This is a genomic window from Sediminibacterium sp. FW305-C-61 (assembly GCF_058231065.1).
In genome coordinates this window covers 114,583-128,172 of record NZ_JBIQXR010000005.1, presented here as the reverse complement: position 1 = coordinate 128,172, position 13,590 = coordinate 114,583, and the positions used below count along the sequence as shown (strand labels likewise).

Genomic DNA, 13,590 nt, shown 5'->3' with positions numbered 1-13,590 from the left:
TAAAAAAAATTACTTAATGCCTTTGATCATTTTTTCCAATGCTTCGAGATGGCTTTTAAATGCTTTTTCTCCAGCTTTGGTAACAGCGTAAGTAGTATTTGTTTTACGTCCGATAAATCCTTTGTTTACTTTTATATAATTATTTTCTTCCAGTGTTTTCAAATGGCTGGCCAGGTTACCATCGGTAACTTCAATTAATTCTTTCAGTTCATTAAAGTTTACTTCAGCATTTACCATCACAGCACTCATGATGCCGAGCCGGATTCGACTGTCGAAAACTTTATTCAGGTGTTCAATCGGGTTGTTCATACGCGTTCATATTTCCACCACATCATAGCACCATACAAAATATGTAATATGCCAAAACCAATGGCCCAGGCAATTAGACCGTAACCAATAAACCATAAATTAATCAGTCCCAGTATAATCTCAGAAATTCCCAGCCACCTGATTTCTGAAACGGTGTATTTGCTGCCATTCAGCAATGCAAGACCGTAAAAGATAAGGCATGCCGGTGCAATTAGTCCAAACAATTCAAACTGAAGTAACCGAAGAATAACAAAGCCGCCTGCCAGCAATGGAATAGCAGTATTGATCATTAGTCTTTTTGCGGAACTTCCCATCAGAGAAGTATTGGTTTTCTTGGTTCTGAGCCAGGTAAACAAAAAAGCAAGGGCAAGTGCTGCAACAAAAGTGATGATGCCAGTAGCTAAAAGATTTACCTGTAGCACAGTATAAGTATAACCAGGCAACTGCTCATTATTTTCCCTTGGAATTTTGTTGGTAAAACTTAACCATGATGGCCAAATATAGATAGTTGCTGCCAGCGCGCATAGTCCGGCAGCTATGCCACTCAATCCACTTAAACTGATGAAACGGCTACTCCTGTTCATCATGTCTTTAATGTCCTGAAGGGCCTCAAGTTGTTTTTGCTCCTGATTCATAAAAGCACTTTGAAATTCAAAGTAAGTAATCAATTTGCATATTTCCAAGTCTTTAAGGAAAAAAAATGTTAATGTGTATTTGATTCAGATGATTCTTCAGGTAACCTCGGGTGTCTTAGTTCCACTGGTTTACGATGTGCTTTTCGCATGCGCATATTCAACAGTTCTACAATAAAAGAAAATGCCATGGCGAAATACACATAATTCTTCAAGTGTAATTGATGTGCATTTACACTATCCCAACCCTCTACAATTAATACAAAACCAATCATCACCAGAAAGGAGAGCGCCAGCATTTTTAGTGTAGGGTGTTTATGGATAAAATGAGCAATATTGGCACTGAACAAAAACATCACCACCATAGCAACTACCACTGCGGCGATCATAATCTCAATATGCTTTGCTGTACCTCCGGCAGTAATGATACTGTCGAAACTGAACACCATATCAATCAGCATAATCTGAAATATAGCATTCCCAAAACCTAGTCGTTTACTGGTAATTCCATGCTCCTCTTCTGCTTCGCCTTCCAATTTATGGTGTATTTCACGAACAGTTTTATAAAGCAGGAAAAGTCCACCTGCCAGCATTACAAGACTGGCAAGATCGAAATCTTTGCCCATTGCACTGATCACTGGTTTGCCTTTTTGTGAAAGAAGCCATCCTAAACCAAATAATAAAATGATACGGGTAATCATTCCCATAACCATCCACAATACACGGGCTTTCTTCTGGTGCCTTTTTTCCATACGGTTCATGATGATGCTCACGAAGATTACATTATCAATTCCCAAAACAATTTCAAGTACTACCAGGATAAAAAAACTGATAAGACTTTCAGAAGTAAATAAGTGTTCCATTTTGTGTACTTAAACTTGTGATATGTGTTTACAAATATTTTTTACAATCGACGGTCCTTCATAAATAAAACCCGTCCAAACTTGAATAAGCGTAGCACCAGCAGCTAATTTTTCCGCCGCATCAGCACCAGTAAAAATACCACCGCTGGCAATGATGGGAATTTTTCCATCCGTGCCTTTTGAAAGATATTGTACAACTTCTGTTGACCTTTGTTTTACCGGTTTACCGCTCAAGCCCCCAGCGCCAATTGCTGAAATTTTTGCTGCAGGAGTAAGCAAACTTTCACGGCTGATGGTGGTATTAGTGGCAACAAGTCCATCCAGTTGAACTTCAAATGAAAGTGCAATAATATCATCCAACTGCTCCTGTGTAAGGTCTGGTGCAATTTTCAGCAAAATAGGTTTGGGCTTAGCTTTAGACTGATTGCTGTTTTGGAGAACAGAAAAAATTTGTTTGAGAGAATCTTTTTCCTGTAGAGCCCTCAACCCTGGTGTATTTGGAGAACTAACGTTCACCACAAAATAATCTACAAAATCGAAAAGGGTCTCAAAACAAATGCTGTAATCTTTCCAGGCATCTTCATTAGCAGTCACTTTGTTTTTACCAATATTCCCCCCCACAATTAACTTCGAACCCTGGTCTTTTCGGGTTGCAAGTCTTGCAGCAACTGCCTTTACGCCATTGTTATTAAATCCCATCCTGTTAATCAATGCCTTATCAGCCGGTAACCTGAATAATCGGGGTTGCTCATTTCCTGGTTGCGGTAATGGGGTTACGGTTCCTATTTCCACAAACCCAAACCCGAGGGCATCAAGCTCATTCAGGTAAACCGCATTTTTGTCGAAACCAGCCCCTAAACCAACCGGGTTTGAAAAACGGAGCCCAAAGACTTCTTTCTCAAGATCAGTTTTATGATAAGCAAAACGGCTGCTAATCAATTTTTTAACTGGTGAAAAAGCAGCGACAGAACGCATCAGGTCCATCGAAAAATAGTGCACATCTTCCGGAGGAAAACAAAAAAGCAGTTGTCTGATAAGGGGGTAAATCATGGTGTTGCGAAGATAAGGTGCATTTATATACCTGAATAAACCCACTGTACCATAACCAATGCATTAAATTTGGTTGCATAAACAACTTTTTTTAAAAAAAACCTTACATTTGATAGGAAAAATCAAGTTTATGCAGGAAGCATATATTGTTGCAGGATATAGAACAGCAGTAACAAAAAGCAAACGTGGCGGGTTTCGTTTTTTTCGTCCCGATGACCTTGCTGTTGAAGTGATCAAAGGATTGATGGCCAGTGTGCCTCAACTCGAAGCTAAAAGGGTAGATGATGTGATCGTAGGAAATGCAGTACCAGAGGCAGAACAGGGTTTACAATTCGGAAGAATTATATCAGCGCGTGCACTCGGCATTGACGTGGCAGGTTTTACCATAAACAGGTATTGTGCCAGTGGACTGGAGAGTATTGCGCTTGCGACAGCAAAAATACGCACAGGCATGGCCGACTGTATTATTGCAGGAGGAACAGAAAGTATGAGCCTGGTGCCAACCGCAGGTTGGAAAACGGTTCCGGCATATTCTATAGCGAAGGAAGAACCTGACTATTACCTTAGTATGGGACTTACCGCTGAAGCAGTAGCCAAAGAGTTTAATGTAAGTCGTGAAGACCAGGATCAATTCGCTTTTCAATCGCATCAAAAAGCAATGAAAGCAATTGAAAATGGTTATTTCAAACCGGGAATACTTCCTATTACGGTTGAAGAAACTTACCTGAATGAAAAAGGTAAAAAAGCTGTTCGCAGTTATGTTGTAGATACTGATGAAGGCGTTAGGGCTGATACAAATATTGAAGCATTGGCAAAATTGAAACCTGCATTTGCCCTTGGTGGATCAGTAACCGCAGGTAACTCTTCTCAAACAAGTGATGGAGCTGCATTTGTAATAGTAATGAGTGAAAAAATGGTGGTTGAACTTGGCTTAAAACCCATTGGCCGATTGGTAAATTGTGCATCAGCAGGTGTACATCCGCGTATAATGGGAATTGGTCCGGTAGCAGCAATTCCAAAAGTGTTGAAGCAGGCATCCATGAGTTTAAATGATATAGACCTCATAGAATTAAATGAAGCATTTGCTTCACAATCGCTGGCAGTAATTCGTGAACTTGGTTTAAACCCTGATATCGTAAACATTAATGGCGGGGCCATTGCATTAGGTCATCCATTGGGTTGTACGGGTTGTAAATTAACCGTTCAATTATTAAGCGACATGAATCGACTCAATAAAAAATATGGGATGGTAACAGCCTGTGTGGGTGGCGGACAAGGTATTGCAGGTATTATAGAACGGATGTAAGGGGGTGGCTTTCGGATAATTTTCCACAAGCTATGATCCAATAACTATTTACTTCCTTCAACAAATTCGCCCCGGCCATTCACAAAACCCTTTCTTTCACGAAATAGTCCAGATAGGTTACTGGCATTCCTGTTGGCCATTGCGGCAATGTCTTTTTTATTGGCTTCATAACCGGGCCCTCTGGCAAGTAGTCCGCTAAAAACTGATCGTTTTGAGTGATGTCTGCTAGCCATAATTCTTTTGCGGTATAACTGGTCGCCCTGAATAACGGTGATGTCTGTATTGAAGAATACTGAATAATAAGCAGTTTTATCGGTGCCACCATTGTCATTTTTGGTGCGTACCACTTCATCCTGCGAAAAACCTCCTTCATAATTTTGAATCAATATGAAAATATTTGCCTGATACTTCGTAGCTAGTTTTAATCTTACTCTATCATCATTTTGCAGTAAGCGGCTTTTTTCATCATCGGTTAATATGGTGTCTCTGAAAACGGTTACCTGTAGATCTTTTTTCAGCACATCAGGCAGATTAGAGAAGTATGCATTTTTAATACTGGTTACAACCGCTTCTCTTTTCTTTGTAATGGCTAGTCCTGGGGTATAAACATCACCTGCATCAATTAGAACAATTGATTTTGAAAAATCGCTAATGGGAATCTCTGGCGGTATCGTTTTTTGGGTGAATGACAAACTTTTACATCCCGTTGTGCCAGAACCTATGAATAGTATAGTTGCCAGGATTAGAGAACTGATTTTCATGAATTTTAATTTCAACGCAAAGATATTCAGCTACATACGTGCGAATGGGTGATTTATATGTGATGAACAGTTTTTAAGATAAATGGCTATTAGCGAGGATTATTGTACATAAACTGATTAAAAGCAACCCATACCCTGACCAATGTCATTTTTTTCGCGCACGGTTCTTGATAGTTTTACTACATAAACATGTGATATGAAAAAGATACTCGTTCCCACTGATTTCTCTGCAACCGCAAAGAATGCGGCATTGTATGCTTTTAAGCTGGCAGACCAGTTAAAAGCAACGGAAGTTATACTTTACCATGCTTATGCCGCACCAGTTAATATTGATCCAATGGTGCCAACAGTGGTTATGCCAGATATAGATACCCTGAAAGAGAGCAGTGAAGTTGCTTTGCAGAAGTTTAAATCTGTTGTTTGTCCTTTCTGTACCCCTGAAATTAAAGTATCTACTTTGGCGCGATATGATTATCTCGGTAAAGGATTAGATGAAATATGTGCCGATACAGGAGCAAGTCTGATAGTAATGGGTGTAACAGGAGCTTCTATGCTTGAAGAAAAACTTATTGGATCAAATGCATTGAGTGTTGCCAAAAATGGAACAGTGCCTGTTATTATCGTGCCCCCCAAAGCCGTATTTACTAAAATAGATGAAGTAATGCTGGCCTGTGATTTTAATAAGGTGGTGGAAACAACACCTGTTGCGCCTATTAAAGAAATACTGGATGCTACATCTGCCAAACTCTACGTATTACATGTAGACCATGAAAACAGAAGCTGGTCTGCAGATACTCCTTTTGAAAGCTTGATGTTAGATACCTTACTGCAGGGATATAATCCACAATATCAGTTTGAAAACAACAATAATTTTGTGGAAGCTGTAAATATTGTGGCACAAGAAAAAATGGTAGACCTTATTATTACCATTCCAAAGAAACACGGTTTATTTGAAGGGTTATTTCATTCAAGTGCAACAAAGCGATTGGCCTACCATAGCCATGTACCGATTATGGTGATTCATGAATAAATATGGTATCAGCTCATTGCAAAATGAGTGACTATAATGATCATCTGTGAGAAAAGGTGGTATATTTTGTTTAACATGATTATCGGGTAGGGGTTTAATGATAAAATTAACCCAATCTTTTTAATATTTCCAATCCTTCGTCCCAGTTGGTATAACCAGATGCAACATTTATATGTCCTGCATCACCCAGGTTGATAAAACCGCTACCCCAGCAATCGGCAAAGTATTGAGCTCTTTCCAGACTAACCCAGTTGTCATTTGCGCTGGCTACAACAATGGTGGGAAATGGTAATTTATTAAGTGGTATCGGTGCAAATCCTGTTGCAGGGAAGGTGTACTGTGGCGCTTCCAAATCACTTGGTGCAACCAGTAATGCTCCTTTTATTTGTCTTTTATATTTTTCAAACCAATGTGCAATAGTAGCACAACCGAGACTATGTGCAATTAATACAACATTGGATATGTCGAAATTTTTTAGTGTATCATCAATGGTTTTTATCCAGTCTTCACAATGTGGGGAGTCCCAGTTATCCTGTTCTATCCTGGAAAAATTATCTCCAGATCTTTCGAAATAACTCTGCCAATGTTCCTGACCAGAATTACCTAAGCCAGGAACGATGAAATAAGTGGTCATTGCGATTAGGTATGTTTGTTTATAAAATGATTAATTCGGTTGAATACGCTAACTATATCTAAAAAGCAAGTATGTAAACCGTTCCACTCGCAAAAAAAATCAGTTGAGCCCCACCAGCCACGTGTTACAGTTTTTTATATTGAATTCGGGTCTTAAACAATGTATTTAAGGCAAATAAGTATTTCTATTACCGACTAATTATAAATTTCTAATCCGCAGTCCCATACATTTATTCCAATAAAAGCAGAAAGCCTATAATAAGCACCCATCAAGGCTTGCAGCTTGCAGCCTGCAGCTTGAAGCCATAATTCCAGACCGCAATGATTATAAACGATTAATTAAGGTATTTACCTACAATCGGCACCCTTCTACCAACCCCAAATGCTTTGGGTGAAATTCGGATGATTGGACAAAACTGATTGCGTTTATATTCATTGTTGTTTACCATCTTTAGTGTTCTGTCTACCAGTGCAGCTTCATATCCCATTGATTTAATCTCACCAGGTCCCATTCTTTTTTCTATATACTGATAGAGTACCTGATCGAGCAGGCTGTAATCGGGTAAACTGTCGCTGTCTTTCTGATTGGGTCTTAATTCGGCACTAGGTGCTTTGGTAATAATATTTTCCGGAATGATTTCGCTGTTTCTGTTTATGTATTTAGCCAGTTCATACACTTGTAATTTATAACAATCGCCAAGTACGCCGAGTCCACCAGCCATATCGCCATACAATGTGCCATAACCAGTAGCAAGTTCACTTTTATTGGAAGTGTTTAAAAGGATATAGCCGAATTTATTAGCAATGGCCATCAATAAGTTGCCCCTTGATCTGCTTTGTATATTTTCTTCCGCAAGTGAAAATGGCAAGCCATTAAACACGGGTTCAAGGGTTTTTGTAAAGGCATTGTATACATCATCAATCCGGATGATGTCGTAAGGATTACCCAGATTCTTACTAAGTGCTACTGCATCATTAACAGAATGGTCGGTTGAGTAAGGCGATGGCATCAATATAGCTCTTACATTCTCAGCGCCAAGTGCATCACAGGCAAGGGCCAATGTAACAGCCGAATCAATTCCTCCGGAAGAACCCAGTATGGCTTTGGTAAAACCCATTTTAGAAAAATAATCACGAATGCCTAAAATAAGTGCATCATATACCTGATGTATATTCAATGCAGGTTCCAGTGTAGCGGGATTCAATTCTTTATCTGGTACCCTGCTGGCAGGTTCGAGAATCGGTGCATTAATGCTACCATCTTCATTAAGTTCAATGGTTACCATGGCTTCTTCAAACATGGGTAAAGCAGCACAAAGATTTGCGTCTTTATCAAATACAAGGGATGCGCCATCGAACACAATTTCTGTTTGACTTCCTACTGCATTGCAATAGAACATGGGTAATTTGTATTTCTGAACATTGGCCTTGATCACAGATTTCCTGTCTTCATCATGGGTGTAATCAAATGGGGAGGCGCTGATATTAAGCATTATATCTGGCGACTGTTCCATTAACTGATCCATCGGACAAATGCGGTATAAAGGGTTGTCGCCCATGTTCCAGATGTCTTCACAAATGGTGATGGCCAGTTTTTTTCCTTTGAAAGGAACTATTTTCCATTCATAAGCTGGTTCGAAGTAACGGTATTCATCGAACACATCATAGGTAGGTAAAAGTGTTTTATGAATCTCGGCTTTCACTTCTTTTTCATATAAAAAGAAAGCCGCATTAAAAAGATCTTTCCCTTTCAGGATACTGTTACGGGCCGGAGAGCCAATTAATACACCAATCGTATCGGCATGCTCGCGAATCTGATCAACGGCATCATAACATTTATTGATAAAATCGTTGAATTCTACAAAATCCCTGGCAGGATAACCACATATGCTCATTTCGCTGAACATTACCAGATCTGCCCCTTCAACTTTCGCTGCTTTAATTGCATCAATTATGCGGGAGGTGTTCAACTCGAAATTTCCGATATGATAATTCTGTTGTGCAATGCTAATCTTCATACAATTACCTGTTAATTGAGCTCAGGTACAAAGTTCCGTAACTTTTGCATAGGTTTTACAAGGTTCTTTGATTTGATCAAGCCCATTTATCAGCATCTTTGCAAAAACCGGATAATTATGAATCGCTGGCTTTGGATATTTTTTGCCCTGATTATTGTTTCCTGTGGTAATAAAAGGAAAGTGCCGGATGTTTCCGCAATCAAGGCGCCAGTATCGCTTCTCCGTTTTGAACGGTCTTTTTTTACCATGGATACCCTTCATTTTGAAACAGCTTTGCAGGATCTCACTACTGAATACTATGGTTTTACCCAGGATTTTCTCTTTAATATACTCGGTAGTTCAAGCAGCTCATTTACAACTGATGTACCTGCTTTTATTCGCAGTTATCAGGGGATGGCGAAAGATATTGCTGGTTTATATCCCGACCTTACCAAAGAGGTAAATGAGATCCAGGAAGGAATGAAATTTGTAAAACATTATTTTCCCGATTATAGGCTGCCTGAAAAAATCATCACATTTATTGGCCCCCTAAATAGTTATGGTAGTATTATTACTACTGATGCATTGGCCATTGGACTTCAACTTTACCTCGGCACGAATCACCCGCTATACCTTAGTGAAGAAGGGCAGCAATTGTATCCGCGTTATATATCACGCAGATTCAGTAGGGAGTATATTGCGGTTAACTCAATTAAAAATATCATAGATGACCTTTATCCACCGGCTTATGCGAATCAGCCCTTATTTGCCCAGATGGTAGAAGCGGGTAAAAGGCTTTATTTGCTTGATCAATTAATGCCTTATGCTGCGGATACCCTGAAAACAGGGTATACCCAAAAGCAGTTAGATGGTTGCTATGAAAACGAAAAAAATATCTGGAGCTTTTTCATTCAGAATAACCTCTTATTTATCAGCGATCCGGAAATTATTCGCGATTATATGAGTGATGCGCCTAACACACCCACATTAGGAGAAGCTTCACCGGGTTTTATCGGACAATTTGTGGGATGGCAGATAGTGAAAAAATGGATGTCGGGGCAAAAAGAAAAAGACAATCTGAAATTACTGATGGAAACCAATCCGGTAAAGATATTCGAACAGGCTAAGTACAAACCCTGATAAAGACCAGTTTAAAACTGTTCCGGATTTAATGAAATAATCAATTCATTTTTGAAGGAACAATCATATCAAAAGCAGGAATATTCACTTCGAATGGAAGCTTTGTGTGTTGATTTTCCATCTGGTAAGTGCCATACATTTTACCCATTTCAGTTCTGAGGTTACATCCGCTTACGTACTGATAATGTTCACCAGGTTGCAGTACAGGTTGGATGCCAACCACACCTTCTCCTTCTACTTCTCTATGCTCGCCATTACTGTCGAAAATATGCCAATGACGGCGCAGTAATTTGATGGTAAAATTGTTGTGATTCTCAATGGTAATCCGATAGGCAAACATGTATTCGCCATTCAGGGGGTTGCTATAATCAGACTGGAAAAAAGTCTCCACACTGATTTCTACACCTTCTGAAATTTTGGATACCATACGGTTGATTTGAATATAGTAAAAATACAAAAAAAAGGTGAATAGCTGATAGCGATTCGAATGTATAGTTTATTGATGGTTTGTCCATGGTCCATGGTCGATGGTCCATGGACTCCAGCCCTAAGACAAACGCCTTATTTTTAACACGAAAAATACCTTCCAGGCCTTACCTTCGCAGCACTTTAAAAAAGAGAAAAACATGACCAGGATTGCCGTTGCAAAAGGGGATGGAATAGGCCCGGAAATTATGGATGCGGTTCTATCGATTTTTACCGCAGCCAAAGTGTCTTTAGAGTACGATTTTGTAGATATGGGTAAATGGGTATTCGACAAAGGATACAGTAATGGGATGACCCCGGAAGCGCAGCAAACTATTGAAAGTCTGGGTATTCTGTTTAAAGGCCCGATGGAAACACCAAAAGGAAAAGGGGTAAAAAGTGTGAATGTTACCGCACGTAAAACCTGGAATACCTATGCCAATAAGCGTACTTTCCAGACTTTACATGGGGTAGATACGGTATTCAGTAAAGCTGGTATTCCCATCGATATTACGATTGTTAGGGAAAATATTGAAGATACTTATGGCGGTATTGAACATATGTTAACCCATGATGTGGCATTGAGCCGCCGCTTTATTACCCGCCCGGGAAGTATGCAGGTGATAAAATATGCCTTTGAAATGGCCAAAAAGAAAGGTGCAAGACGCATTACCTGCGGCCACAAGGCAAATATTATGAAAATAACAGATGGGTTATTTCTGGAGGTATTTTATGAAGTGGCTAAAGAATATCCGGAATTAAAGGCTGATGATGTAATTGTGGATGATCTATGTATGAAGCTGGTTAGTAAGCCAGATTTATTTGATGTGGTAGTACTTACCAATTTACAGGGAGATATTGTGAGTGATCTTTGTGCCGGATTAGTTGGTGGACTAGGTTTCGCTCCTTCTGCAAATATCGGTGATCATATTTCCATTTTTGAAGCGGTTCATGGCACGGCCCCGGATATTGCGGGTAGAAATATTGCGAACCCTACTGCCTTGTTGTTAAGCGGTATTGGCATGCTCCGTCACCTCGGATTGATGGAATCAGCCGCAATGATTGAAAATGCACTACTCTTTACGCTGGAAAGTGGCATTCACACAGGTGATTTTGGTGATAAAGCTATACCAGCAGTTAATACTACCCAGTTTACGGAAGCAATTATTGCCAATTTTGGCAAACTGCCGGCGCATAACCCAAAACCATTGCTCGCCGACCTTCCTGTAACACCTACTGTATTTAAACTGGAAAAAAATCCGATGCTCGAAACCATCGAGTCGAATGCAGAAAAAATTGTGGGCGTTGATATGTTTATTGAAAGCAATGAACAGCCTCAATTGGTAGCAGAAAAATGTCTGAAACATACGCTTGACCTGTTCAAACTGGTAACCATCAGTAATCGTGGTACCCAGGTATGGCCCAAAGGATCAGTATTTACCAACCTTGTAAATCAATACAGGTGCCGCTTTGAAAGTGTGGAAGAAATTGCCTTAACACAGGTTGATGTGCTGGAACTGTACAAGAGATTATCAGCAGATTTTAAGATTTGCTCAACAGAATTATTGAATGCCTGGGGCGACAAAAAGGCTTATAGCCTGGCCCAGGGGCAATAATTGGATAAAAGGCCATTTTTCACCAAAAAAGCGGCTTGCAGCATGAATCTGGTAGCTTGCAGCTTTTTTCCTAATTTCACGGCTTCAAACAAAAGCGCAATCGAAACTATATGGCAGAAGTGATTTTAATGCCCCGACTGAGTGATACGATGACAGAAGGTGTTATTGCCGCCTGGCATAAGAATGTGGGCGATGCAGTAAAGAAAGGAGACCTCCTTGCAGAAATAGAAACAGACAAAGCCACTATGGAACTGGAAAGTTACCAAGATGGTATTTTGTTGCATATTGGTACGCCAAAGGGAGGAAAATTACAAGTAAACGACCTTCTGGCCATTTTTGGTAAGGCAGGAGAAGATATTTCAGCCTTGCTTGCACAACATGCAGGCGGTGCAGCTCCGGCCCAAGCCACGGAAGCTCCGGCACCAGCCCCAGCGGCACCTGCAGCACCTGCATCGACGAGTTCTGTTGATGCAGCCAATATGGAAGAAGTAGTATTAATGCCTCGCTTAAGCGATACCATGACAGAAGGTGTTATTGCAGGATGGCATAAAAATGTGGGTGATACAGTTAAGAAAGGTGAAGTGCTGGCAGATATCGAAACCGATAAGGCCACCATGGAACTTGAAAGTTATAAAGATGGTGTTTTATTATACCAGGGCGCAAAAGCAGGTGAGAAAATCCTGGTGAACGACCTTTTATGTATTATCGGTAAACCCGGTCTTGATGTTGATGGAATTGTAGCATCCGTTAAAAACGGCGCTTCATCAGCAGCAACTCCTGCACCGGCCCCAACTGCAGCACCAGCGCCTATTGCAACACCTGCTTCTACTCAAACTCAGGAAGTCGTAAATGAAGGAAGAATTTTCGCCTCACCACTGGCTAAGAAAATAGCGGGTGAAAAAGGAATAGACCTGCGTTATGTAAAAGGAACGGGTGATAATGGACGCATCACCAAGAATGATGTAGATGCTTATGTGCCATCAGCAACTCCGGCCGCAGCACCTGCTGCTAAAGCAACTGCAAATACAATTGCAAATGCCGCTCCTGCCGGACAAATTAGCTTTGAAGATGTGCCTGTTTCACAAATGCGTAAAACAATTGCACGTCGTTTAAGTGAAAGTCTGTTTACCGCACCGCATTTCTATCTGACCATGTCAATTGACATGGATGCAGCCGTTGCTGCCCGTGGTAAGATTAATGAAACTGCACCGATAAAAATCAGCTTTAATGATATGGTGCTTAAAGCAACTGCTCTTGCTTTAAAACAACATCCTAAAGTAAATAGTAGCTGGCTCGGTGATACTATTCGCTTTAACCATCATATAAATATTGGTGTAGCAGTTGCAGTAGAAGATGGATTATTGGTTCCGGTTGTTCGCTTTGCAGATACTAAATCTTTAAGTCAGATTGGAGCTGAAGTAAAAGAATACGCACAGAAAGCAAAAGATAAAAAATTGCAGCCCGCAGATTGGGAAGGAAGCACCTTTACCATTTCAAACCTGGGTATGTATGGTATTGATCAGTTCACTGCCATTATTAATCCGCCAGACTCTTGTATACTAGCTGTAGGTGGTATTTCACAAGTGCCTGTGGTGAAAAACGGACAGGTTGTTCCAGGTAATGTGATGAAAGTTACACTTAGCTGTGACCACCGTTCTGTTGATGGTGCAACGGGGGCTGCTTTCCTGCAAACCCTGAAATCTTTACTAGAAGAACCTTTGAGAATGTTGGTGTAAATTGTTTAGTGTGAATTGTCAATGGTGAATTGTCAATAAAAAAGCCTCCCTT

General features: G+C 40.3%; 13 protein-coding genes. 5 read left to right on the top strand and 8 right to left on the bottom strand.

Annotated features, from left to right (window positions below; all coding sequences use genetic code 11):
• Window positions 1-9 precede the first annotated feature (9 nt).
• From ACH30E_RS13700 to ACH30E_RS13685, 4 genes are all read right to left on the bottom strand, one after another.
• The gene (locus tag ACH30E_RS13700; protein WP_294997032.1) at window positions 10-309 is read right to left on the bottom strand and encodes a winged helix-turn-helix domain-containing protein; all 300 of its coding nucleotides are present in this window, start codon (window positions 307-309) and stop codon (window positions 10-12) included.
• Window positions 306-944: a hypothetical protein gene (locus ACH30E_RS13695; RefSeq protein WP_490825351.1), complete on the bottom strand. Its 639-nt coding sequence runs from the start codon at window positions 942-944 to the stop codon at window positions 306-308. The genes ACH30E_RS13700 and ACH30E_RS13695 overlap by 4 nt, the downstream gene beginning before the upstream one ends.
• Before the next feature lie 68 nt (window positions 945-1,012).
• Entirely contained in the window at window positions 1,013-1,804 is a 792-nt protein-coding gene (locus ACH30E_RS13690) for a TerC family protein (RefSeq protein WP_294997035.1), read from the bottom strand.
• Window positions 1,805-1,813: 9 nt separating this feature from the next.
• The gene (locus ACH30E_RS13685; RefSeq protein WP_490825352.1) at window positions 1,814-2,854 is read right to left on the bottom strand and encodes a quinone-dependent dihydroorotate dehydrogenase; all 1,041 of its coding nucleotides are present in this window, start codon (window positions 2,852-2,854) and stop codon (window positions 1,814-1,816) included.
• Window positions 2,855-2,984: 130 nt separating this feature from the next.
• Between ACH30E_RS13685 and ACH30E_RS13680 the strand changes: the two genes are divergently transcribed.
• Window positions 2,985-4,160: an acetyl-CoA C-acyltransferase gene (locus tag ACH30E_RS13680; protein WP_490825353.1), complete on the top strand. Its 1,176-nt coding sequence runs from the start codon at window positions 2,985-2,987 to the stop codon at window positions 4,158-4,160.
• Between the two features lie 44 nt (window positions 4,161-4,204).
• Here ACH30E_RS13680 and ACH30E_RS13675 read toward each other — a convergent pair whose 3' ends face one another.
• Window positions 4,205-4,921, bottom strand: coding sequence for a hypothetical protein (locus ACH30E_RS13675; protein WP_490825354.1), 717 nt, complete (start codon window positions 4,919-4,921; stop codon window positions 4,205-4,207).
• A gap of 196 nt (window positions 4,922-5,117) precedes the next feature.
• On the opposite strand from ACH30E_RS13675, the gene ACH30E_RS13670 reads away from it, so the two are divergent.
• Window positions 5,118-5,951, top strand: coding sequence for a universal stress protein (locus ACH30E_RS13670; protein WP_490825355.1), 834 nt, complete (start codon window positions 5,118-5,120; stop codon window positions 5,949-5,951).
• A 106-nt stretch (window positions 5,952-6,057) separates the two neighbouring features.
• On the opposite strand, the gene ACH30E_RS13665 is transcribed toward ACH30E_RS13670, so the two are convergent.
• Together ACH30E_RS13665 and ACH30E_RS13660 are read right to left on the bottom strand one after the other, a co-directional pair.
• Window positions 6,058-6,585: an RBBP9/YdeN family alpha/beta hydrolase gene (locus ACH30E_RS13665; protein ID WP_490825356.1), complete on the bottom strand. Its 528-nt coding sequence runs from the start codon at window positions 6,583-6,585 to the stop codon at window positions 6,058-6,060.
• A 334-nt stretch (window positions 6,586-6,919) separates the two neighbouring features.
• Entirely contained in the window at window positions 6,920-8,602 is a 1,683-nt protein-coding gene (locus tag ACH30E_RS13660; RefSeq protein ID WP_490825357.1) for an NAD+ synthase, read from the bottom strand.
• Window positions 8,603-8,719: 117 nt separating this feature from the next.
• Here ACH30E_RS13660 and gldB point away from each other — a divergent pair, with 117 nt between their 5' ends.
• Entirely contained in the window at window positions 8,720-9,721 is a 1,002-nt protein-coding gene (gldB, locus tag ACH30E_RS13655; protein ID WP_490825358.1) for a gliding motility lipoprotein GldB, read from the top strand.
• Between the two features lie 40 nt (window positions 9,722-9,761).
• Here gldB and apaG read toward each other — a convergent pair whose 3' ends face one another.
• On the bottom strand, window positions 9,762-10,148 hold the full coding sequence (apaG, locus tag ACH30E_RS13650; protein ID WP_294997047.1) for a Co2+/Mg2+ efflux protein ApaG: 387 nt from the start codon (window positions 10,146-10,148) through the stop codon (window positions 9,762-9,764).
• 199 nt (window positions 10,149-10,347) lie between these two features.
• Here apaG and ACH30E_RS13645 point away from each other — a divergent pair, with 199 nt between their 5' ends.
• Both ACH30E_RS13645 and ACH30E_RS13640 read left to right on the top strand, forming a co-directional pair.
• Entirely contained in the window at window positions 10,348-11,802 is a 1,455-nt protein-coding gene (locus tag ACH30E_RS13645; protein WP_490825359.1) for an NADP-dependent isocitrate dehydrogenase, read from the top strand.
• A 110-nt stretch (window positions 11,803-11,912) separates the two neighbouring features.
• On the top strand, window positions 11,913-13,538 hold the full coding sequence (locus ACH30E_RS13640) for a pyruvate dehydrogenase complex dihydrolipoamide acetyltransferase (protein ID WP_490825360.1): 1,626 nt from the start codon (window positions 11,913-11,915) through the stop codon (window positions 13,536-13,538).
• The last annotated feature ends 52 nt before the right edge of the window (window positions 13,539-13,590 follow it).